General features: G+C 43.8%; 19 protein-coding genes. 5 read left to right on the top strand and 14 right to left on the bottom strand.

What is annotated here, in order from left to right; translation table 11 throughout:
- Window positions 1-117: 117 nt before the first annotated feature.
- From FO446_RS07740 to FO446_RS07730, 3 genes are read right to left on the bottom strand one after another with little or no spacing between them, the layout of a single operon-like run.
- The gene (locus tag FO446_RS07740; protein WP_232773428.1) at window positions 118-1,062 is read right to left on the bottom strand and encodes a metal ABC transporter substrate-binding protein; all 945 of its coding nucleotides are present in this window, start codon (window positions 1,060-1,062) and stop codon (window positions 118-120) included.
- 15 nt (window positions 1,063-1,077) lie between these two features.
- Window positions 1,078-1,938, bottom strand: a complete 861-nt coding sequence (locus tag FO446_RS07735; RefSeq protein WP_237900319.1) for a metal ABC transporter permease — start codon at window positions 1,936-1,938, stop codon at window positions 1,078-1,080.
- A complete protein-coding gene (locus FO446_RS07730; RefSeq protein WP_173608790.1) occupies window positions 1,938-2,681 on the bottom strand; it encodes a metal ABC transporter ATP-binding protein in 744 nt (247 codons plus the stop codon). Before FO446_RS07730 ends, FO446_RS07735 begins: the two co-directional genes overlap by 1 nt.
- A gap of 417 nt (window positions 2,682-3,098) precedes the next feature.
- Here FO446_RS07730 and FO446_RS07725 point away from each other — a divergent pair, with 417 nt between their 5' ends.
- Window positions 3,099-4,469: an amino acid permease gene (locus FO446_RS07725; protein WP_173608791.1), complete on the top strand. Its 1,371-nt coding sequence runs from the start codon at window positions 3,099-3,101 to the stop codon at window positions 4,467-4,469.
- 49 nt (window positions 4,470-4,518) lie between these two features.
- Here FO446_RS07725 and FO446_RS07720 read toward each other — a convergent pair whose 3' ends face one another.
- A complete protein-coding gene (locus FO446_RS07720; protein WP_173608792.1) occupies window positions 4,519-4,860 on the bottom strand; it encodes a hypothetical protein in 342 nt (113 codons plus the stop codon).
- Window positions 4,861-4,968: 108 nt separating this feature from the next.
- Here FO446_RS07720 and FO446_RS07715 point away from each other — a divergent pair, with 108 nt between their 5' ends.
- Window positions 4,969-6,798, top strand: a complete 1,830-nt coding sequence (locus FO446_RS07715; RefSeq protein WP_237900316.1) for an adenine deaminase — start codon at window positions 4,969-4,971, stop codon at window positions 6,796-6,798.
- Between the two features lie 56 nt (window positions 6,799-6,854).
- Here FO446_RS07715 and FO446_RS07710 read toward each other — a convergent pair whose 3' ends face one another.
- The gene (locus FO446_RS07710) at window positions 6,855-7,562 is read right to left on the bottom strand and encodes a MerR family DNA-binding transcriptional regulator (protein ID WP_173608794.1); all 708 of its coding nucleotides are present in this window, start codon (window positions 7,560-7,562) and stop codon (window positions 6,855-6,857) included.
- A 161-nt stretch (window positions 7,563-7,723) separates the two neighbouring features.
- On the opposite strand from FO446_RS07710, the gene FO446_RS07705 reads away from it, so the two are divergent.
- Entirely contained in the window at window positions 7,724-8,392 is a 669-nt protein-coding gene (locus FO446_RS07705) for a DUF5701 family protein (RefSeq protein WP_237900314.1), read from the top strand.
- A 192-nt stretch (window positions 8,393-8,584) separates the two neighbouring features.
- On the opposite strand, the gene FO446_RS07700 is transcribed toward FO446_RS07705, so the two are convergent.
- From FO446_RS07700 to FO446_RS07685, 4 genes are all read right to left on the bottom strand, one after another.
- Window positions 8,585-10,636 carry a serine hydrolase domain-containing protein gene (locus FO446_RS07700; protein ID WP_237900312.1) on the bottom strand — a complete coding sequence of 684 codons (2,052 nt, stop codon included), beginning with the start codon at window positions 10,634-10,636 and terminating at the stop codon, window positions 8,585-8,587.
- 138 nt (window positions 10,637-10,774) lie between these two features.
- Complete coding sequence (locus FO446_RS07695) at window positions 10,775-12,046, bottom strand: sensor histidine kinase (protein ID WP_237900310.1); 1,272 nt, start codon at window positions 12,044-12,046, stop codon at window positions 10,775-10,777.
- A gap of 1 nt (window position 12,047) precedes the next feature.
- The gene (locus FO446_RS07690; RefSeq protein WP_173608798.1) at window positions 12,048-12,788 is read right to left on the bottom strand and encodes a LytR/AlgR family response regulator transcription factor; all 741 of its coding nucleotides are present in this window, start codon (window positions 12,786-12,788) and stop codon (window positions 12,048-12,050) included.
- A 151-nt stretch (window positions 12,789-12,939) separates the two neighbouring features.
- The gene (locus tag FO446_RS07685) at window positions 12,940-13,302 is read right to left on the bottom strand and encodes a MerR family transcriptional regulator (RefSeq protein ID WP_173608799.1); all 363 of its coding nucleotides are present in this window, start codon (window positions 13,300-13,302) and stop codon (window positions 12,940-12,942) included.
- A gap of 114 nt (window positions 13,303-13,416) precedes the next feature.
- Here FO446_RS07685 and FO446_RS07680 point away from each other — a divergent pair, with 114 nt between their 5' ends.
- Window positions 13,417-14,178 carry an SDR family NAD(P)-dependent oxidoreductase gene (locus tag FO446_RS07680; protein WP_237900308.1) on the top strand — a complete coding sequence of 254 codons (762 nt, stop codon included), beginning with the start codon at window positions 13,417-13,419 and terminating at the stop codon, window positions 14,176-14,178.
- Window positions 14,179-14,247: 69 nt separating this feature from the next.
- On the opposite strand, the gene htpG is transcribed toward FO446_RS07680, so the two are convergent.
- The 3 genes from htpG to catA all read right to left on the bottom strand — a co-directional run bounded on the left by htpG (window position 14,248) and on the right by catA (window position 18,297).
- Window positions 14,248-16,128 (bottom strand): molecular chaperone HtpG, encoded by a 1,881-nt coding sequence (gene htpG / locus FO446_RS07675; protein ID WP_221867598.1) that lies wholly within the window; start codon window positions 16,126-16,128, stop codon window positions 14,248-14,250.
- Window positions 16,129-16,392: 264 nt separating this feature from the next.
- Window positions 16,393-17,556 (bottom strand): PstS family phosphate ABC transporter substrate-binding protein, encoded by a 1,164-nt coding sequence (locus FO446_RS07670; RefSeq protein ID WP_237900306.1) that lies wholly within the window; start codon window positions 17,554-17,556, stop codon window positions 16,393-16,395.
- A gap of 81 nt (window positions 17,557-17,637) precedes the next feature.
- Window positions 17,638-18,297, bottom strand: coding sequence for a type A chloramphenicol O-acetyltransferase (catA, locus tag FO446_RS07665; protein ID WP_237900304.1), 660 nt, complete (start codon window positions 18,295-18,297; stop codon window positions 17,638-17,640).
- Window positions 18,298-18,500: 203 nt separating this feature from the next.
- Here catA and FO446_RS07660 point away from each other — a divergent pair, with 203 nt between their 5' ends.
- Window positions 18,501-19,322 carry an S-layer homology domain-containing protein gene (locus FO446_RS07660; protein WP_229087982.1) on the top strand — a complete coding sequence of 274 codons (822 nt, stop codon included), beginning with the start codon at window positions 18,501-18,503 and terminating at the stop codon, window positions 19,320-19,322.
- A 153-nt stretch (window positions 19,323-19,475) separates the two neighbouring features.
- On the opposite strand, the gene FO446_RS07655 is transcribed toward FO446_RS07660, so the two are convergent.
- Both FO446_RS07655 and FO446_RS07650 read right to left on the bottom strand, forming a co-directional pair.
- Entirely contained in the window at window positions 19,476-20,855 is a 1,380-nt protein-coding gene (locus tag FO446_RS07655) for a HAMP domain-containing sensor histidine kinase (RefSeq protein ID WP_237900302.1), read from the bottom strand.
- Window positions 20,842-21,549 carry a response regulator transcription factor gene (locus FO446_RS07650; RefSeq protein ID WP_237900301.1) on the bottom strand — a complete coding sequence of 236 codons (708 nt, stop codon included), beginning with the start codon at window positions 21,547-21,549 and terminating at the stop codon, window positions 20,842-20,844. The genes FO446_RS07655 and FO446_RS07650 overlap by 14 nt, the downstream gene beginning before the upstream one ends.
- Window positions 21,550-21,572: the final 23 nt, after the last annotated feature.

The following is a 21,572-nucleotide window of genomic DNA, read 5'->3' as shown; positions in this document are numbered from 1 at the left end:
CGGATTCCTTTTACACACTAGCCTATTATACCTCAATCTGACGAAAGATGTTAAGCAGTGGAAGAATTTAAAAGCACAGCCCCTGATTAGGAGAGCTGTGCTTTGCTTTTGCCAGGCTTATTTTTTGGTCAATCCTTCGTAAATCGTCTTGATATTCCACTCCATCATTTTGATGTACGTATCACCATCTTCTCCCGGCTTTCCGAGAGAGTCCGTAAATACTTTCCCGACAATCGGTACACCCGTTTCATTCGATACCATCTCCATGCTGCGCGGATCGATACTCGTCTCTACGAACAGAGCCGGGATTTTTTTCGCACGAATCGTATCGACCACCTGCGTAACCTGCTCTGGTGTTCCTTGATTCTCCGAGTTGATTTCCCAAATGTACGCCGCTTCAAAATCGTACGCTTCGCTGAAATATTTGAACGCTCCCTCGCTCGTCACAAGCAAACGCTGTTCTTTCGGAATCTGGTTGTATTGCTTCACCGCTTCCTCGTGCAGTGCAGTCAACTGTTCGATGTACTTCTTGGCGTTTTGCTCATACGTTTCCTTGTGCGCTGGGTCCACCTTGATCAAGGCATTTTTTGCATTCTCCGCATACTTGATGCCATTGCGTACATCCAGCCAAGCGTGCGGGTCTTCTTCGCTCTCTTTGCCTTTCGTCGTCAAGTGCTTGGCAGCTACGCCCTCACTGAGACGGAACACAGGTGCATCCGGACCTGATTTGCCTGCTGTGGTCATCAGTTTATCGAACCAGGAGTTACCGGCTTCCAAGTTCAGTCCATTGTAAAAAACAGCGTCTGCATCCGTCGTTTTTTGCACGTCAGCAGGCAGTGGATCATATTCATGCGGATTGGAGCCAATTGGAGCGAGACTATGGATCTCTACCCGATCCCCCCCAACGTTTTTCACGATGTCATACAGGATGGAATACGTGGTTACGACCCGCAGCTTATCACTATCTGATTTCGTGGGCTCGTTCGCACTTTGCGGAGCACCACACGCTGCCATCAATACGGTTGATAGTAGAAAAACGAAAAACAGATTCCACTTCTTCATAACAATAATTCTCCTTTACTTTAAGAGCTCGACCCGTTTTTGCTGGGCTCGGATTGATTTCCATACTACCCCGTGTTTTCGGGAGAAAAGAAAGGCCAGGAAGAAGAGCACAGTTGCAACCACGACAATTGTGGCACCAGAGGCCAAATTATAGGTAAAGCTAAAATAAAGGCCGATAACCGAAGACAGCATCCCAAAACCGCCAGCCAAAAAGATCATGATCGACAAACGGTCCGTCAAAAGATAAGCAGTAGCAGCCGGTGTAATCAGCATGGCGACGACGAGCACGATTCCTACAGTTTGCAAGGAAGCGACAGTTACCATCGTCAACAAGGTCATCAGCAAGTAATGAATGAGGTTGTTACGCAAGCCGTAGGCGGCAGCAATGGTCGGATCGAACGAAGTCAGTAACAGTTCTTTGAAAAAAGCGTAGACTGTCACGATGACGATAACCCCGATACCGACTGTCACCCACATGTCTGACGAACGCACAGCCAATACATTCCCGAACAAAATGTGATAGAGATCCGTACTGCTCTTCAGCATCGTAACCATGATGATTCCGATTGCAAAGGCGGACGTGAACATAATCCCAATCGCCGTGTCGTTCTTGATGCGGCTATTTTGGCTCACGTAGCCAATTCCAACAGCGGTGAGCACACCTGTTAAAACAGCGCCCACGAAGAAATTGATCCCAAAAGCATAGGAGAGTGCCACCCCAGGTAATACAGCGTGCGAGATGGCATCCCCCATCAAGGACATTCCACGCAAGATGATAAAGCTACCGATGACGCCGCAGATTAACCCAACCACTACAGATGTAAACATTGCTTTTTGCAAAAACTCATACTGTCCAATTGCCATCAAGAAATCCATTATGCAAGCACCTCGGTCTTTTCGAGAAATGGGAGTTGATAGGAATATGCTCTCGACATGACTTCTCGATTCAGCACTTCATCGACCGTACCGAACTTGATCAATTCTTTGTTCATTAAAAGGAGTTGATCAAAATACGCATATGCTTTGGACAAGTCATGATGGACGACGACGATTGTTTTGTCCTGAAATTGCAGCTCTTTCAAAATGCGAATGATGGTATCCTCGCTCGCCACATCAATTCCCACAAACGGCTCGTCCAGAAGCAGCAGCTCTGGTTTTTGCGCAAGTGCCCTTGCCAGGAAGACACGCTGTTGCTGCCCGCCGGAGAGCTCCCCAATCTGCCTGTCGCGGAAATCCTCCAGCCCTACTTTTCTCAGGCATTCCAACGCCCACGCTTTTTCCTTTTTCTTCGGAAATTTAAACAGTCCAACACTTGGGTATGTCCCGATCAGCACTGTATCCATGACGGTGATCGGAAACGTCCAATCAATTATGCTCCGCTGTGGTACATAGGCGATTTTCTTCCGGAATTCATTTGTCTCTTTCCCAAAAATCCGCACATTCCCCTTATCTCTCGGAATGAGTTCCAAGAGCGCTTTGATCAGGGTTGACTTCCCTGCCCCGTTTGGACCGATGATTCCAACCATGCTCCCTACTTCAACATCAAAAGAAACATCCCGAACAACTTCGTTCCCAAAGTAGGAGACATGCAAGCCCCTTACCGCGATAGCAGATTCCATGATTTTTTCCCTCCAAATAATAGCCCGTTATATGATCCCGCCCAAAAACCGATGGTGAAACGGGTAAATCCCACATGTACATATGCCTACACACAACAATGTAGTCTTGTACCAATAATATTAACCAAAACAAACTAATATGCATTCGTATAAAAAAGTTGCCCTAACGCAAAATTAAATGATTTCCATTCTCATGTCAATATATTCTTTTTTCTGAAATACAAAAAAAGTGCAGCCTATGTTTAAAAGAGTCAGCACTTCCAGTATGTTCCTATTCCGTTCATATCCAAAAGCTTTTTTTCTATAAAAATAAATAAACATATGTTAAATCGCTATAGTTATGTTAATATGAAGATTATCTGTTTGATAAAAATCTAAAAATTGAAAACTAACTAAAAATAGAGAGAGGTGGATCGTATGCAGGATCAAAAATTGGAGAGAGGTCTAAAAAACAGACACGTACAACTCATCGCGATCGGTGGAGCAATCGGAACAGGATTATTTTTGGGCGCAGGAAAATCGATTCATTTGGCCGGCCCATCCATCTTATTTGCTTACTTGATTACGGGCGTCATCTGCTTTTTAATCATGCGCTCCCTCGGGGAGCTCCTCTTGAGCAATTTGAACTACCATTCTTTCGTGGATTTCGTCAAAGACTATTTGGGGAATATGGCCGCATTTGTCACGGGCTGGACTTACTGGTTTTGCTGGATTTCCATCGCCATGGCCGACCTGACAGCGGTTGGTCTGTACACGCAATTTTGGTTTCCGGAAATACCGCAGTGGATGCCAGGCTTAATCGCCCTCGTGATTTTGTTAATCATGAACCTGGCTACGGTGAAGCTTTTTGGAGAAATGGAATTTTGGTTCGCGCTCGTTAAGGTCATCGCGATTCTCGCCCTGATTTTTGTCGGCATTTTCATGATCATCAAGGGCTTTTCTACGAATGCAGGTGCGTCCACCTTTACGAATCTCTGGAGTCATGGCGGTATGTTCCCGAACGGCTTCAATGGGTTCCTTCTCTCCTTCCAGATGGTCGTATTCGCATTTGTTGGGATCGAGCTCGTCGGTCTGACGGCCGGTGAAACAGAAGACCCAAAACGCGTCATTCCAAAGGCGATTAACCAAATTCCGATTCGAATTTTGATTTTCTACGTTGGCGCACTCATCGTCATCATGAGCATTTATCCTTGGAACGCGATCAACCCATTGGAGAGTCCATTCGTACAGGTCTTCGCAGCGATTGGCATTGCAGCCGCTGCCGGTATCGTCAACTTTGTCGTACTGACATCCGCCGCTTCCGCATGTAATAGCGCCATTTTCAGTACAAGCCGGATGGTTTACTCCCTTGCCAAAGAAAAGAATGCACCTGTGCCCCTTACCAAACTGACTGCCAACAAGGTCCCGGCAAATGCACTACTCTTTTCGACAGTTGTCATTCTAATCGCAGTCGTATTGAACTACGTCATGCCAGAGGGCGTATTTACTCTGATTACTAGTGTGTCGACCGTTTGCTTTATCTTTATTTGGGGAATCACGGTCATCTGTCATTTGAAATATCGCAAAACGAGACCGGAATTAGCAAAAGCGAACCCATTTAAAATGCCGCTCTATCCTTTTGCCAATTACCTGATCCTGGCATTCCTTGCCTTCATCCTGGTCGTCCTTGCACTCGCAGAAGATACACGAGTCGCCTTGTTTATCACACCTGTATGGTTTATTCTGCTCGTCGTGATCTACAAACTGCGGAAAACGAGAACAAATGAAATAGAGGTAGCCGAACACTAAGCAGCGCCTCCTGTTTTCACTTTCAACAACGGTGAAAACGGGAGGTGCTTTATTTTGGTATCTCCTCGCGCTGCTCCCCTTCAAATACCCCTTCGATCACAATACCCTTCTTGCACTTTAGGTAGTACATAAACGGAAAATAGGAGACAAAGCCAAATAGGACTGCGCCTAATCCATACAGCAGCGGTACAGAAAGCACATGCAAGATTCCCGCTGTCCATCCCTTGACCTGCATACTGAAAATCAAAGCTTCCGAAGCGCCAAACTGCCCCATTACAAGTAAAAATAGGAAACGAAAGGCCCCATCCAAAACCCCGATCGAAACCCCGGCTCCCGCACACAGCTTGATGTAGGACGATATTTTTATGTTTATGACTTTTACTCTCGTCATCCACTACACCCTCTTTTTTTTAATTTTTTCTAAAAGAAAACTAGCTTCCTTCCTCTTCGATGTGTACTATATGTAAAAAACCAAATCCAGCATGAGGTGATAGTAAACATGACACAGCAGCATCCGTTCTTTGCAAGACCTCCACTCGCAGATTGCATTCCTGATCTCGTTGCCTTTTCCAGAGGGGAGAAAAAAGCGACCCTCTTCATCCATAACGGCACTCTCGTCAATGTTCTCTCCGGTGAAATCTTGCCGAATATGTCCATCGCTGTTGTTGGCACCCGTATCGCCTATGTCGGTCCTTTTGTAGAAGGGATGACGGATGAATCCACCAGGATCATTGATGCAAAAGGAAAGTATATGGCACCAGGACTGTTGGACGGGCACTGTCATATCGAAAGCAGTATGCTATCCGTGACGCAATTCGCCAATGCGGTACTGCCCCTCGGAACGACAGGCGGTTTTTTCGACGCACATGAGATCTCGAATGTTCTCGGTCTACCTGGTTTGCGGATCATGCTGGATGAGGCGAGACAAACCCCGATGGCTGCTTACATGCAGGTCGCTTCCTGCGTCCCTTCAACGGATGCTTCTTTTGAAACGGCTGGGGCAGAATTCGGACCAGCGGAGGTCGCGGAAGCATTGAGCTGGGGACCCGATATGATCGCGCTCGGAGAAGTCATGAATTTCCCTGGGGTCGTGTACGGAGACCCGAAAATGATTGGAGAGATTCAAGCGACACTGCGGGCAGGAAAAGTAGTGGATGGTCACTATACATGGCCGTCAAGTGATCCACGTCTGGCTGCTTATGCAGCTGCGGGTGTAACCGGCGACCATGAGTGTGTGACCAGCGAAGATGTCGCACAGCGGGTACGCCTTGGCATGTATGCCAAAATGCGCCGCGGCTCAGCCTGGCACGATGTTGCAGCAACGATCAAGGCACACACCGAACAGGGCATTGACTCCCGCCGAATGATGCTCGTGTCCGATGACCGCATCTGTGATTCGTTGAAAGAAGAAGGTCATATGAACTTCATCGTCAGACATGCGATCTCGCAAGGAGTCAAGCCTGTGACTGCCTTCCAGATGGCGACCATCAATACAGCAGAACGATTCGGTGTCGCACGAGATGTAGGCTCGATCGCACCGGGTATCATCGCAGATATCATTTTGCTCGACGGGAATCTGGCTGATGTAAATGTCGTGACGACGATCGCACGCGGTGACGTAGTGGCGGAAAACGGTGAAATGACGCTCGAACTTTCTCCGTTCCCTTACCCTGAGTTTGCCATCAACTCTGTGAAAATCAAGGCTGAGCTCACTCCATCTGACTTCATCATCAAGACCCCCGTTCCGTCCGGGACGATCAAGACACGCGTCGCAGTTGTCCGCGAAAATCACGTAGAGACGGACGAAGTGTTTGTCGATGTGGCTGTCGCAAATGGCGAGCTCCAGATCACGCCCGAGAGTACCTTGTGCAAAATGGCTGTTTTCGAACGCCATGGGAAAACAGGCGGCTCTGGCATCGGGATTGTCGGCAATGTCGGATTTAACCAGCCAGCAGCGATTGCCATGACTGTCGCCCATGACTGCCATAACGTGCTTGTCATCGGAAACGATGATGAGCGGATGGCACAAGTAGCCAATGCTGTGATCAGCATGCAAGGCGGCATCGCTGTCGTGACTGGAGACGGCGAAATGGTGGAGCTTCCGCTGCGTTTAGCTGGACTGATGTCGACCGAGCCTTATGAAACAGTTGTGCAGCAATCCATGGAGATTAGCCAAGCCTTGGTGAAAGCTGGCTGCACGATGAACTACGCCTTTATGACATTGTCTTTGCTTGCTCTGGTCGTCATACCGACTTTGCACATATCCGATACAGGCTTGATTCGCATTTCAGATGCAGGATTTGAGCGAGTATCACTGTTTGTGGAATAACGATGACATCCCCTCTTTTGCGAATGTGCAGAAGAGGGTTTTCTCTTTTCGCTACCCTATTCTTCGACCAACTGAACCACTTTGCATAATTGATAGAAATAGAAAACCCCACGCGTTTGTACGAGATTCATCTGATCCAGATAGCGCAGCGTTTCCAAAGCGATGTTTCGCGCCTCTTTTACATCCTCTTCATTCATGTTCGCGATAGCTTCCTTCAGCTCCACAACCGATAAGGAATAGACAGCAGGTCGCAGCGTGCGTAGCAGCATGATTTTGCGGATTTGCGAGCGATTGAAGAGACGGTAGCCATTTTTCTCATCGCGGGAAGTCGTAATAAGTCCAACCTTTTCCCAGTGGCGGATGGTTGAGCTCGGCAGAGAAGTCATGGTTGCTACCTCCCCAATCGTCATCCATTCGCCGTTTCCAGCTTCCTCACCCTTTCCAGCTGGACCGTCTTCAAGCATCGCCACGTTTCGTTCCGCTAACTGTTTGTCCCTCTGCAAGTTAGCCTGTACCTCATTCACAAGCCATAGAGCAGCCTGCAACTGTCTATCCTGAATCAATCGCATGACCTGCGCCGTCACATCCATTCCAAAGCCTGGGGACATGGCTTGGATACAGGTAAAATAAGCGACGTGTTCCTCCGTATACTTCCGGTAGCCGCTCACTGACCGTTCTACAGGTGGAACCAGCCCATGTGCTTCATAATTGCGCAAGGCGCTCGTACTCAGTTTCAGCTTACGTGCAATATCAATGGGGCGCACGGCAGCCAGCCTCCTTCCGATTTTCTTCCACAAAGATTAAAGCTTATTTGTAAAGTTACTTCAACCCAAATCAGCTTCATTCCTTTTCTTTTGGAGAAACCTTTCAATTAGCGCGAATGTTGTAAGATGAATGTGACAAGTGGAAGGAGGCGCATTAACTTATGCACAAAGCTGAATTCGAACGGCAACTGACAACACTCATTCATAAGGGCTATCCTGAAATGGCGGGCATGACAGCAGATGAATTTCGGGAAAATCTGACCCCGCTGCAACCACTGGCAGAAGCTCTCACCATTCAAGAAGACGACCTGCAAGCGGGCGTCGTCCCCTTTGTTCTCGTGGTAAAAGGCGAATGGTTCGACGGAGAAAAAGCGATGCAAGCCATCGAGCGGAAAAAGAAAGCTGGCTTCAGTGTCATGGATGCAGAAGAAATCCGGCGATTTACACCCATCGAAGACATCGAGATTCCTACAGGAATGGCTTACCTGATGACCGGAATTGATACGGGAAAAGAAACGCTGAACATCACTCCGAATGACGCGATGCCCATCCTCTTGGAGCAGCAGCGTTCTCCGCTCACGCTGGAGGAAGGAATTGCCCTGATCACCCACTTCCCGGATCTGGTAAAGAAAAACAACGGCTTTTCTCTACTCGGCTCTCGTTGTGGCGATCGACGAGTAACGGCCATGTGGATCACCGAAAACAAGCCAAAGCTAGGCTGGTGCTGGGCTGGCAATCCACATACGTGGCTTGGTTCGGCTTCCTGCAAAGCTCGTTTGGGTGAAAAAAAACTTGAGATGGTCTTACCCCTGTCAAGTAAACACAACTAGAAAATTCTAAGCAGCCAGTGTGTTTCGGTATTCGACCGGGGCACACTGGTTTTGAATGTTTGACCTTTTTTTAGCCATAGTAAAATCCCCTCCAAGGAGAGTGTACCACCCACTGTTAGTTTGGCGGGCTTTTAACACTGTCTACTCAAAGGGGATATTACTAGTAATGCGGACTTTTATGCTTACATCTATCTATTCTTCAAAATTAATTTTAAATACATCACCCGCATTCCCACCAAAAACGATCATCCCACCCTCAGGCAGTACTACCGAATGCTTGTTACTTGCCTTTGAAAAGTTCACAGTCATTCCATTCTTGTCATAAACGGCGAATCCTCCGCTTTCCGGAGTCTCAACGTTCATAACTCGGTTGGCTGATTTTGCATCGATTTTATACCATCTAGCCTGACCATCCGATGGTATGATGCATAATGAATCTTTCCCATCATTAAAGGTTGGAATAGCATCTTCACTGATATAGGATAATCCATTGATCTTTACATACTCTTTTTGATTCTTATGATAGAAATTCAAATCAAAAGCGTCTCTTCCGTTTGCAACAGGAATCTGAATTACATTTACTGCATTATTCTTGTCAACAATTTTAGTGCCTGAAGCGTATCCATGGCTGATATCAACCGATATAGTTTTGGTCACAAGCGCATTGTTTAGATACATCACTGAAGTGATCTTTTCATCTACAGCGTAGTATTTTTTTCCATCCCTATGTTCCCATACCGTTTTCATTGACTGTTTTAGTGGATTGGAAGCTAACTTTTGAAATTCATAGGTTACCGAAAACGCTTGACCTAATCCTGGATTATTTATATAAGCGTTAAGTTTTAAATAGGTTTTTCCATTCTTCGCTCGGTCAAAGCTTATCGTTGCATTCCCATCGTTGTTTTTGAACTGTCCATTGCCGGTATATACATATTTTTGCGGCGGTACCCCTCCAAATGCTAGATCAGGTAAATGAATCTCCCCGTTCTTTATCTCCAGTTTTACCGTTTTACCTACACTACCGTATAACCCAGAGTATGCAAGCATATCGGATGGCATGTCCACTTTCACTGGAGGTTCAAATGTTTTTTCAGGTAGAATTTCTTTAATGGTGCCTTTGGCTCTTAGATATTCCAATAAAATATTTGATGCAGCTAAACTATTATAGATACCACTGCCTCCCGATGAAAGCACAGCAATCGTAATATCATGTTCGGGTAAGGTCACCAAAGCAGCGTGATACATAATCGTATCTCCACCTTTAAATAATGCTGTTATTCCGTAATCACTAAACGGTGCTAAACGGACAGCATCCCAACCAAGACCATAGTTAATCGAGTTTGTCTCTTCAGGAACCCACACGCCTTTTCTATACTCATGACTTTGCATAGCCTTTACTGACTTCTCAGATAAAATATCCGTTCGATTCCCGATTAATACTTCAGCGAATTCAGTTACTTCTTCAGCCGTGGAGTAAAGGCCTCCTGTCCCTATGAGATTGGCATTCTCAACGGGTAAAGCTTGATCCAACCCAGGATAATAAGTTTTTATGAGCCTGTCTCTATCAAAAGAATCAAGTGGTGTTTTGGTAGAGGTCAATTGGAGAGGATCAGAAATATAGGTTTCAAGAAATTCGCTATAACGTAAACCGCTCACTCGTTCAATCAATATTTCAAGCAGCTGAAAACCATCATTGCAATATACTGAAAACTCGCCGGGAGTTGACTTTAAGCTTTCGGATTGTAATCTTACCAATAATTCATCATGATTTTTCGTATCATTATCATCAAATAAAAAACTATTCCCATATTGACTACCGTAAATTCCTGAAGAATGATTCATCAACATACGTGGCGTAATCTGTTTATATCGCTTATCTGCCATTTTAAAGTCCTTGATATACGTGGTTAGCGGCTTATCAATATCAATTCTTTTAGAATCAGCCAGCATCATCGTTGCAGCAGTCACGTACATTTTACTTACCGAGCCGATTCCAAACATCGTGTCATCGGTGATCGGACTCTTGGTCTCTTTATCGTATACACCAGCACTGCCTGATAAGACAATGGATCCATGATCCCTAATTGCATACTGCAATCCACTAGCACCATATTCGGATACGATCTTCGAAGCCTGCTCCCGTGCCTTTTCTTCTACAGTATCAGGATTCGTTAGAGCAAAAGCAGGGGTGACCAGTATTGCAATAAGAATAGCGGTCATGAATACAGAAACCACCTTCTTCATTGTTAATTCCTCCTCGTAATTCTTGCTGTATTGTACTTCGCTGAAATGATCATACAAGGAAAAAGTCTACTAGAATAAAAATGACCCTGAAACGAAAAAAACAATCCCTAAACAACATGTTGTCTAAGGATTGTTGCTTTAATATGGAAGTACGACCATATTATTAAATTCTTTATGTTTCGTTTCAATGGTCATATGACCACCGTACTTGTCACAAATTCTAGCTATGTTTGTTAATCCGATACCATGAAATTCCGCGTTTGATTTTTGGCTGTGCAAATAGGCAACTTCATTCTCCATATGATTCAAAATGTGAATGAGAAGGGTAGACTCGGTAGAATATATTTTGATTAGAATGTACCTATCTTCTGCGATTTTTACTCGTTTAGAAGCTTCCATTGCGTTATCTAGCATATTTCCTAGAGCTACACATAAGTCATAACGGTCAATATTTACTTCCTGTGAATATAGGTTAATCTTCGTATCAATTCTTATACCATTGGCTTGTCCAATATTAAGCGTATTTGTGACAAGGGCATCTATAACCAGATTCCCCGTATTAACGCGATGATAGGCTCCTTCGACTTTATTTAAAGTAGTCTTGATATGTTCCATTGCCGCTTCTAACTCATTTCGCTTAATACATTCTTCGATATACAAAAGCTGTTGGTTCGTATCATGAATGATTCGTTTAATCGATTTGAAGCTGTGAACTGTTTTTTCGTAATTCGCATCTTGATAGTCCATTTGATTTTGCAATTGCGAATTCTCATGCATAAATTGAAATTTATCTACGATATTGTCAAAAATATAGAAAATAATAACGTTTAAGAGAAGCATTCCAATGACGGAAATGAAAGAATAAACGTCCATATAAGTTAGAATACTCAGCTGGTATATACTTACGACAGGAATAACCAAGAATAATGCGTAGTAACGATTATCCAAAGAGAAACTTCTACGTTTTGCAAGTAGTCGTATGATCTGAATGATCGCAAACATGATCATGGAACTGAGTAAAATAGCTTTCGTATTGGCTATTTGATCTTGTTCATTTATAGAGTGAAAGCTAAAGTCAACGGAATCTAGGGAATAAAATAAATATAGCGATATAAAATAAGAGAGAGATGCTAAAACACTGTAAAGTATAGAAAAAGTAAACTTCGTTTTAAATTCTACTGTATAAGATTGCGCAAAACTAAATATCACAAGAAAAGATAGCATCGAAGATAAAATAAGAGAGGCTGGTATAACTAAATATAGGTAATCGAGCAATCCAAAGATAATGAAGTATATAAATCGGTTTTGTTTTTTAGCTGATTTATCAAATACCGAATTGAAGAAAAAATTAACTTGCACACCCATCAGAAGTATCATGCAAAAGACAATCGGAAAATTATTTTGAATCATATCAATCGACCTTCATAATCATAAATTTGGTGTAAGTGTCTTTAACCTCTTTCATTTTAGAACGGCCTATAGGCAATTCCCTCCCATTGGACATGAGAACCACTCCACTTGCAAATTTCTTCACATGAAGCAGATTAATAATAATGGAACGATGGATTTGTATGAAGTTACAGTCCTTTAAGGCCAGAGCATAATCAGAAATGATGCCTTTGCTTTCATAGGTTTGATTTGTGGTCGTAAAATGCAGCTTGCTTTTTATGGTTAAGCTTTTGGCAGCTTCAATACAAATAAGTTCATCATGTTTTAATACGACTTCTTCATAGCCTGACTTGATGACCATATACTTTTTATCAAGTGCTTGAAAGTATTGGTGTAGCTTGATGATTTTCTCCTCCAAGATCGAAGGTGCAATGGGTTTTATCAAGTACTGGAATGTCATGACGTCAAAACTTTCCACCATATACTGGGGGTAACTTGTCAGAAAAATAATTTGTTCATCCAGGTTCTTTAACCCTCTTATGGTTCGGGCTGTTTGAATTCCGTTCATTCCACCCATTTCAATGTCCAAAATTAAAATATGGAACGGAATTTCTTGGCGCTCATAATAAGATACCAACTGCTCTCCCGCGTCGAATGATTCGATTACAAATTCAATATTTGTCTTTATCGACAATGTAAGTAGAATACTTTTAACAAACTCTCTGTGTTTCTCCTCATCATCGCAAATAGCCACTCTATACATAAATGATGTACCCTCGTTCCATTACCTTTATTTTAAAGTTCTATCATAAACATGATACAACCTCTTAACTTTATATAGATAGATTTTGGATGAAATGCAAATTTGAATCCCTTAAATCACAATCACCCCCCTGGCCCTTATGAATGGAAAATCAATCTCTGTTACGGATGAAATCTTTGTAAGCAACAATTTTACGTTCTAGCATACCGTCCACATCGATTAAAATTTTTATTTGTTGCTCAATATAGTGTTTATGATCTTCTAAAAGACTCAATCGAGCTGAAGCAGTATGTTCTCCTTCTAAAAATAGTGAAGCGTACTTCTTGATTTTCGAGATAGGCATTTGCGTTTCTTTTAACTTGATAACAAATCGCAGCCATTGAATATGCGAATCGTTATATCGCCTGTCACCACTTTCATCGCGATCCGGAATAATTATTTTTTCCTTTTCATAATATCGCAGCGTATGTGTGCTGATCCCTAATAGATGTGCCACTTCACCAATCGTGTGCATGAGAAACCTCCGAATGGATTTTATACCCTTGACTTAGAGTTTACTCTAATCTGTATACTCAATGAAACATTCAATCTCAATGGAAGCTATTGAATAAATTCAGGAGGGGTATACATGAATTATACGGTCATTACGGGGGCAAGTTCAGGAATTGGTTTTGAAACCGCTCTGGCATTTGCTGCTCGTGGAAAAAACTTAATTTTAGCAGCACGTCGAACGAATGAATTAGAAAAGTTACAATCAAAAGTGGCTGAAATCAACGCAAAATTGGATGTAGTCATTCGAACAGTTGACTTAAGTGTACGTGCAAATGTTCATGACTTTTACGACAGTCTAAAGGATTATGAGATTGAGACCTGGATTAATAATGCGGGGTTTGGAAACTTTGCTTCTGTTGGGGAACAAAACTTGAATAAAATTGAGTCCATGCTTCACTTGAATATTGAAGCACTAACGATTCTTTCTTCTCGTTATGCTCATGACTATGCACATGTGAAAGGAACGCAAATCATCAATATTTCTTCAGGCGGAGGTTACAGAATCATTGCTAACGCCGTGACCTATTGTGCAACGAAGTTCTATGTAAGTGCCTTTACGGAAGGTCTAGCACAAGAATTGAGGGAGAACGGAGCAGAAATGCGAGCAAAAGTCTTGGCACCTGCTGCAACAGAGACCGAATTTGCGAAGCGTTCCTTTGATATGGATCATTTTGAATATGCTGGTGCAGTTCCTAAGTTCCATACAGCTAAACAAATGGCCGGTTTCTTGCTCGATTTATATGACAGTGAGAAGGTCGTTGGAATCGTGAATGGAGCAACATATGAGTTCGAGCTAAGAGATCCAATCTTCACGTATGTATCGAGGCCAAGCAACTAGTTTTTTATCATTCCGAGACATTTTCCACATCAAAAAGAGGATGAGTAAGTCTCATCCCCTTTTTGATGATTAAACCATTACTTTGCAAATATCGTTCGTAAACTCTACTGGGTCTTGAATCGGCAAGCCTTCGATCAAGAGAGCCTGATTGTACAGAAGCGCCGTATACAAATTGACCTTTTCCTTGTCTGTGTCAAATGCACCCTTCAACGACTGGAACACCGCATGGTTCACATTGATCTCCAGCACCTTGTCGGCCTTGACGTTCGGATTGTTCGGCATCGCATTCAAGATTTTTTCCATTTCAATCGTCATTTCACCCTCAGTCGACAAGCAGACAGGGTGTGACTTCAAGCGCTTGGAGGCTTTGACAGCTTTGACTTTTCCTTCGAGCAGCGATGCCATATAGTCGAACAGCTCTTTGTTGTTCTCGTTTTCTGCTTCGGCTGCTTTTTCTTCTTCACCCGGTTCGATTCCCAAATCCCCGCTCGATACGGATTTGAATTCCTTTTCCTTGTAGTTCATCATCATTTTGATCGCGAACTCATCGACGTCATCTGTGAAGTACAGGATTTCGTAGCCTTTCTCGGATACGAGCTCTGTTTGCGGCAGCTTCTCGATTCGCTCGATCGACTCGCCAGATGCGTAGTAGATGTACTTTTGGTCTTCTGGCATTCTCTCTACGTACTCTTCTAGCGTCACCAGCTTTTTCTCTTTGGAAGAGTAGAACATCAACAGGTCTTGCAGCGTTTCTTTATGCCTTCCGTAGTCGCTGTACATACCGTATTTCAGCTGTCTGCCAAACGACTTGTAGAACAGCTCGTATTTCTCCCGCTCTGTTTTCAGCATGCTTTGCAGCTGGCTTTTGATTTTGCTCGTGATGTTTTTTGCAATCAGCTTCAATTGACGGTCATGCTGGAGCATCTCACGGGAAATGTTGAGCGACAGGCTCTCGGAGTCAACCATCCCTTTTACAAAGCTGAAGTAGTCGGGAAGCAGGTCTGCACATTTGTTCATGATGAGTACGCCGTTCGCATACAGCTCCAGACCTTTTTCGTACTCCTTCGAGTAGTAATCAAACGGCATGCTCTCCGGGATGTACAAAATCGCCTGATAAACAACGGCTCCATCAGCATTGATATGGATGTGCGTCAGCGGCTTGTCGAAGCCGTAATGCTTGCTCGCATAAAACTGCTCGTAATTCTCCGTGGTCAGCTCGCTTTTATTTTTACGCCAAATCGGAACCATGCTGTTCACGATTTGCTCTTCCTTCACCTGTTCGTACTCGTTTTCGCTGCCCTCTTTTGGCTTATGCTGCGTAACGTCCATTTTGATCGGGTACCGAATGAAATCGGAGTACTTTTTGATAATCGCTTTTAATCGGTACTCTTCCAAAAACTCGTCGTAATTCTCTTCCTCCGTATTCTCCTTGATTTCGAGAATGATTTCGGTTCCGACGGAATCTTTTTGATAAGGCTCAATCGTGTAGCCATCCGCACCGCTGGACTCCCATTTGTACCCAGTGTCGCTGCCCAGTGCTTTACTGATAACCGTAACCTTGTCGGCAACCATGAAAGCCGAGTAGAAACCAACGCCGAATTGACCGATGATGTTGTAGCCATCCTTCGCGTCGTTTTCTTTTTTGAACGCCAAAGACCCACTCTTCGCAATGACACCCAGATTATTTTCCAACTCATCCTGCGTCATGCCGATCCCGGTATCTGTCAGCGTCAATGTTCTGGTATCTTTGTTAACCTCTACTTTGATGTAATAGTTCTCTTTATCGAACACCAATTGATCATCGGTGAGCGACTTGTAGTAAATTTTGTCAATCGCGTCACTCGCATTGGAGATCAACTCGCGCAAAAAGATTTCCTTTTGTGTGTAAATAGAATGGATCATCATTTCCAACAGACGTGTAGATTCTGCTTGAAACTGCTTTTTTTCCATGAAATACCCACCCTTCCGGACTTCTTATGTATTCCTTTTTCGATGTTAGCACTCTCACCTCGCGAGTGCTATTCACTATTTTTATAACAGTCTTAGTTTTTTCTGTCAATATGATCCAACTAGAAATAAAACCGCCAGCCTGCCAGCCTGCAAGCCTGACTCCCGGATCATCGCGACAATCACGACCCCAAATCGAGACAAAGGGAGAGCGAAGAAGAAACCCTCGGGTCAATCTCCCAAGGGTCTCCTTTGCTTCGCCTAATTTTATTTCACCGGAATATAGCCCGTTTTTTCTACTAATTCTTGTCCTTGTGGAGACAAAATCCATTCGATCAGTTTCTCTGCATTCGGATTGTCCGTCCCGGCTGTCACTGCGTAAAAATCGGCCGCAAACGGATACGCTCTGCTTTTTATCGTTTCCTTATTAGGCATTACCCCATCAATCGCGAGCAGACGAATGTTTCCGTTTCGCACCATCTCCGTGGCATAAAACAAGAACGAGTAACCGATGGCATTCGAATAATTTTTGTAGTTGGCTGTTTGCTCGATGATTTCACCCATTCCTGTTACCACGTCTTCTTGTGGTGCTTTCATGAGCTCTTTGCCTCCCATGATTTTCTTGAGCATCGTCTGACTTCCGCTATTTTCAGGACGCTGAAAGGATCGAATATACTCATACCCGCCCCCGACTTGATCCCAGGAATTGATGTCTCCCGCATAAATGTCCTGAATCTGCTGGGTAGTGAGTCCGTGAACAGAATTCTCTGCATGGACGAAAAAGACAAAAGCTTCCTTTCCAATCGGGGTCAGCTTAAGCTCTACGCCTTTTTCTTTTGCTGACAGGAGCTGTTCCTCGGAAGGCGCTGCCGCAAAAATGATATCGACTTTGCCATCCAGTAAGTTTTCGTACGCATTTGGCGTCTTGTTTACCATGACTTCACTGTCGTAAAGATCGTAATTTTTCTCGGGATAAACAGCCTGCACAAAGGAAGCGTAAAGAGGATACAAGGCCGTCGCCCCATCTATTTTGGGCAAATCAGACTGTAATGACAATGTCGCTGGTTGATCCAGTTTATGGACCTTGGAGTCTGTGGCGAACGGTTTATACTGTTCCAGATCGACCTCTGCCTCACTGACCACAGGAATGCTGTTATGGTAATAGCTGCTGATCTCATATCCTGCAACTGGCAGCGTACAAAAGAGAAAATAGACAAAGAGGGCCCGGTTCCATAACCGACTCTTTTGCGGGACGAACATTTGGCCAATGATGTAGATGATAAAAACGACCGTCGTGACAGCGACAAGTAGGCAATAAACTCTTCCCTGTGCGTTCAAGGCAGTCATCACCATCGCCACGACTCCGATCACAGTGATGATCGCACCCAAAACAATACAGCCGAAGATTTTTCCTACCAATTCTTTGTTCATTCCTTCTCCTCCCAGTTCTCCTACCGTTATTATAAATGATTGGGAGAGATTAGGAAGAAGAAGCATACCAAACGAGCCAATTTACTCGACACCTAACCATTCCATATAATTTGTTGCCCATTTTTGCAAATCGTTGATGAACAAGCTGGCGTGATAGCCATCACAAACCGCATGATGGACTTGCAAAGAAACAGGCAATAACGTTTTGCCTCCTTGCTCGAAATACTTTCCGCTCGTAATGATCGGCAGCAAATATCGCCCATCTCCCGAAATATTCAGATTAAACCCACTGAAGCTAACCCAGGGAATACACGAGACAGGGAAGGTATAAGGCGGTTCCGGTTCTTTCGCTACAAAACCTTTGTTGTCCCCATACTGTTTCATATCCGCTACGTAATTTTGATAAAAAACAGGGAACTCGTCAGCGAATTCCGTCCACATCGTAGAAAATGTTTGATCGTCCTTGTGAAAAAAAGTATAACTGGGTATCATGCTCTCCCAGTAGCCCAACTGGCCATCCGCATGAAACGATGTCCGAAATTCACGATGCTCATTGACAACGTTTGTCACCATATACAGAAAAGCCGGGTACAACTTCATCCCTTTTTGCCGTAGAGCGGGGAGCAATCCCGATATATCAATGTTGGCTGTCATACTGAAGGTACAATTCACTCGGTTCAGATAATGCTCGAAATAAGACTTTCTGCTCCAATTGTTTAGATCGATTCGCTGAAATTTCATTGGATATCCCTCCTAAAATCGAAAACATTATGATTTTAGGAGGTGATTTTGCGTGTCCTTTTCATAACACCATCCCCTTCTCCAATCCTGCCTTACCCCTCCAGCATACCATTTGCATCTCTTCCTGACATCAGCCTGAGTATAGCCAAAATGTTTAAGCAGAAATAGAGAAGGGAAAAGGAAAGGGATGGTAAAGGAGGAACATGATGAAAAATATGTCTTTATGCTTAGCTCTTATCGTTTCGATTCTTTTCTCAACTTCCATGCCTGTTCAAGCCAGTCAGTTCAGCGATATCCCGAATGGACATTGGGCTCGGGAATCCGTTGATTTCATGGTAAAAAAAGGTGTATTAAGCGGCTATTCCAATGGGGCCTTCAGACCGAATGAGACGATTGACAGAGCCGAGCTCACTGTTATGTTTCATAAGCTGTTTAATAAACTCCGTCCGAATCTAAACAAAGAATCCTCCGAGCAGAAAATACAGAAGTTTGAAGATGTCCCCAAAAAACATTGGGCCTATCAACCATTAATGGAAATGTACGATGCAAACTCATTTGGTGTTGTAGATTGGGACTGGGACAAAGTCTACATCTATCCCGAAAAAAAGGTAACGCGGTGGGAAGCTATGTACTTCTTCCAAACGTTTTTTTACCAAGAGATGTATCAAATGCCCGCCGATCAAGTTTTGCAAGTCCTCTCTAGAATTGACGATATTACCGTACAGTCGGTCGATTCACCTAACTATCGATCACCTTATCCTGGTTCCACTGCTATTCCTAACGCCGAATACACAATTAGCTACAGTCACCTCGACTCTGGAGAAATAACTTTCGCCAATGGTGACATTGACGCATTAAAAGCTTATGCACTCGCATGGCTAGTGGGCAACGACATCATGAGTACGTGGGATAACCAATTGGAAATACACGATCCACTCACACGAGCGGAGGCAGTAGTCATGCTGCACCGTACTTACAACGTATTATTAGCGGATGGGTCTCTCTCAACGTATACGAGTAAATAACCCTCGCCCAAACTCTCGTTTTGGAAAAGGAGCCCTCACATTTGGAAGGCTCCTTTTAGCAAATGCACCTTTTACTCCATCTGCATTTTGCTCATATCCATATACAAGCAGATTTCAGCGAAGCCCACCCTATACATTCCCGGACAGTACCGCTCATTCAAGAGGCAACGTTATTTTAAATAGAGTCGTATACCGTTGATTTCTTTCCAAATGAATGGTCCCCTGATGTAACGTTATAATTTTTTTACAAATGGCTAGACCGAGTCCGGTGCTATCTTTCACAGGATTACTCCCTTTTATGAACTCTTCAAAAATGTGTTCCCTAACATCCTCTTGAACACCTGTACCGTTATCACCCAACCATAGAACAACGCCGGCTTCTATTTTCTCGCATGAAACGAATAGCTGCGTTCCCGGAGGATTATGTTTTAGTGAGTTACCGATCAAATTCGTAATAACGCGGTTCATATGCATTTTGTCGAACATGACAAACAGCGGCTCCTCTGGAATTTTCACATCCAGCTGAAATCCCCTATCTTCTATTTCCGGATAAAATTCCGCAACAAGCTGCATAAACCACTTACTGATATTCACCTTTTCTTTATCAAGTCTTACGTGCTGGTCTTCCAGCTTTGCCAGCTCGAACAAATTTTGAATCAAATGGGCCATATAAGACGATTTGTCGTTAATATATTGAACATACTGACGCCTTTGCTCTTCTTCTAGCTCCGGCCTATCCAGCAACAACTGAGAATAACCGAATACAGAGGTAATCGGCGTTTTCAGATCGTGAGACAAATGCAGCAGCATGTTTCTTTTGTTGTCCGCTACCGCTTCTTTCTCTGCCGAGGTCTGCTGTAGTCGTTCTGCCATTCCGTTAAACGCTTCCCGGATTTCTGCAAATTCCATTTCAGCCGAAAATGTAAGCCTCTTCTGATAATTGAAGCCTTCCATTTCTTTAATACCCTCTACAATTTGCCGGAGAGGCTTCTTCATCTGCAAGACGGAGTACCTGGTATAGAAATAAAGGGCGATGAACAACAGAACGACAAACAACGCTATTAAGATTCCAAGCGCCAATGATATAATTTCCGACCGCTCAGGAATTTTCCATAACAGAACATAGTTCTCACCCTCTGGCCCTTGCGTTCGATAGGCATGGTAAAAAATTGAATCATCATTTCGCAGTATGTCCACTTTAGCGTACAGCATTCCATCGCTATATGTCATGATATTGTCTTCCTTGTTGCCTTTTACATAGATGACTGTCCCCGATTCATCCACGATCTCGAACCAGCCGCCGTACTCGTCTAACAACCGGCCATCCATCTTTTCAAAAGGGTACTGGTATATTTTACTCCCATCCACTTGGGTCAAATCGGGCGTTTTATTAAAATAGTTGTCCATCAACAGGTCTGTCCCAAAAAGAGCAACCATAATCACACACAAGAACAAACCGCTTATCACAACATAATGCCGAAAAAACAGTTGTTTTAACGGCCGCTTGTCGGGGATGCTCTCATTTTTTTTCAAAACGGTAGCCTAACCCCCTGATCGTAATAAGATAAACTGGCCTTCTTGGGTTATCCTCAATCTTCTCCCTGAGTTTGCTGATATAGACCATGATGAGGTTTTCATCCCCTATGTATTCCTGCCCCCAAACATGCTCGTAAATGGATGCTTTTGTAAAAACTCTCCCCGCATGTTTCATCAGTAAAGACAAAATCTTGAACTCGTACGATGTCACTTCTTTCTGCTGTCCATTTTTGTACAGCTTACAGCTCACCAAATCGAGCATGACTTCGCCAATTTGTATGATTTCATGGTTCTGCTTTTCACCTTTAGAAAATACATCCATTCTTCTGAATAACGCTTGAACTCTGCTGACGACTTCTATGGGGTTAAAAGGCTTCCCCACATAGTCGTCAGCGCCAAGCTGCAGTCCAATAATTTTATCCATATCGTCCGATTTCGCGGACAGGAACAAAAACGGAACTTCGGAAATATTTCGCATCTTTTTTAATAACTCGTATCCATCCATCATCGGCATCATAATATCAGCAATAACCAGATCGATTTGCACGTTTGAGAATACAGCCAGCGCATCAACCCCATTACCTGCTTCATAAGTAGCAAACCCGTAATTTTTCAAATAAATACTGAGTAGTTCACGAATTTGTGCTTCATCGTCGATGATCAGTATCGTTTTGATTGTACTTCCCTCCATCGCCTCATGTCGCAACGAAGCAC

This window comes from Brevibacillus brevis, from assembly GCF_022026395.1.
GTDB lineage: Bacteria > Bacillota > Bacilli > Brevibacillales > Brevibacillaceae > Brevibacillus.
The sequence above is the reverse complement of the archived record's forward strand: the minus strand, read 5'-3'. Positions and strand labels throughout refer to the sequence as shown.

What these genes read in the sequence shown, in the direction of transcription:
- FO446_RS07740 (WP_232773428.1), bottom strand. Translation starts at nt 1,062, where the DNA reads ATGAAGAAGTGGAATCTGTTTTTCGTTTTTCTACTATCAACCGTATTG.
- FO446_RS07735 (WP_237900319.1), bottom strand. Translation starts at nt 1,938, where the DNA reads ATGGATTTCTTGATGGCAATTGGACAGTATGAGTTTTTGCAAAAAGCA.
- FO446_RS07730 (WP_173608790.1), bottom strand. Translation starts at nt 2,681, where the DNA reads ATGGAATCTGCTATCGCGGTAAGGGGCTTGCATGTCTCCTACTTTGGG.
- FO446_RS07725 (WP_173608791.1), top strand. Translation starts at nt 3,099, where the DNA reads ATGCAGGATCAAAAATTGGAGAGAGGTCTAAAAAACAGACACGTACAA.
- FO446_RS07720 (WP_173608792.1), bottom strand. Translation starts at nt 4,860, where the DNA reads ATGACGAGAGTAAAAGTCATAAACATAAAAATATCGTCCTACATCAAG.
- FO446_RS07715 (WP_237900316.1), top strand. Translation starts at nt 4,969, where the DNA reads ATGACACAGCAGCATCCGTTCTTTGCAAGACCTCCACTCGCAGATTGC.
- FO446_RS07705 (WP_237900314.1), top strand. Translation starts at nt 7,724, where the DNA reads ATGCACAAAGCTGAATTCGAACGGCAACTGACAACACTCATTCATAAG.
- FO446_RS07700 (WP_237900312.1), bottom strand. Translation starts at nt 10,636, where the DNA reads ATGAAGAAGGTGGTTTCTGTATTCATGACCGCTATTCTTATTGCAATA.
- FO446_RS07695 (WP_237900310.1), bottom strand. Translation starts at nt 12,046, where the DNA reads ATGATTCAAAATAATTTTCCGATTGTCTTTTGCATGATACTTCTGATG.
- FO446_RS07690 (WP_173608798.1), bottom strand. Translation starts at nt 12,788, where the DNA reads ATGTATAGAGTGGCTATTTGCGATGATGAGGAGAAACACAGAGAGTTT.
- FO446_RS07685 (WP_173608799.1), bottom strand. Translation starts at nt 13,302, where the DNA reads ATGCACACGATTGGTGAAGTGGCACATCTATTAGGGATCAGCACACAT.
- FO446_RS07680 (WP_237900308.1), top strand. Translation starts at nt 13,417, where the DNA reads ATGAATTATACGGTCATTACGGGGGCAAGTTCAGGAATTGGTTTTGAA.
- htpG (WP_221867598.1), bottom strand. Translation starts at nt 16,128, where the DNA reads ATGGAAAAAAAGCAGTTTCAAGCAGAATCTACACGTCTGTTGGAAATG.
- FO446_RS07670 (WP_237900306.1), bottom strand. Translation starts at nt 17,556, where the DNA reads ATGAACAAAGAATTGGTAGGAAAAATCTTCGGCTGTATTGTTTTGGGT.
- catA (WP_237900304.1), bottom strand. Translation starts at nt 18,297, where the DNA reads ATGAAATTTCAGCGAATCGATCTAAACAATTGGAGCAGAAAGTCTTAT.
- FO446_RS07660 (WP_229087982.1), top strand. Translation starts at nt 18,501, where the DNA reads ATGATGAAAAATATGTCTTTATGCTTAGCTCTTATCGTTTCGATTCTT.
- FO446_RS07650 (WP_237900301.1), bottom strand. Translation starts at nt 21,549, where the DNA reads ATGGAGGGAAGTACAATCAAAACGATACTGATCATCGACGATGAAGCA.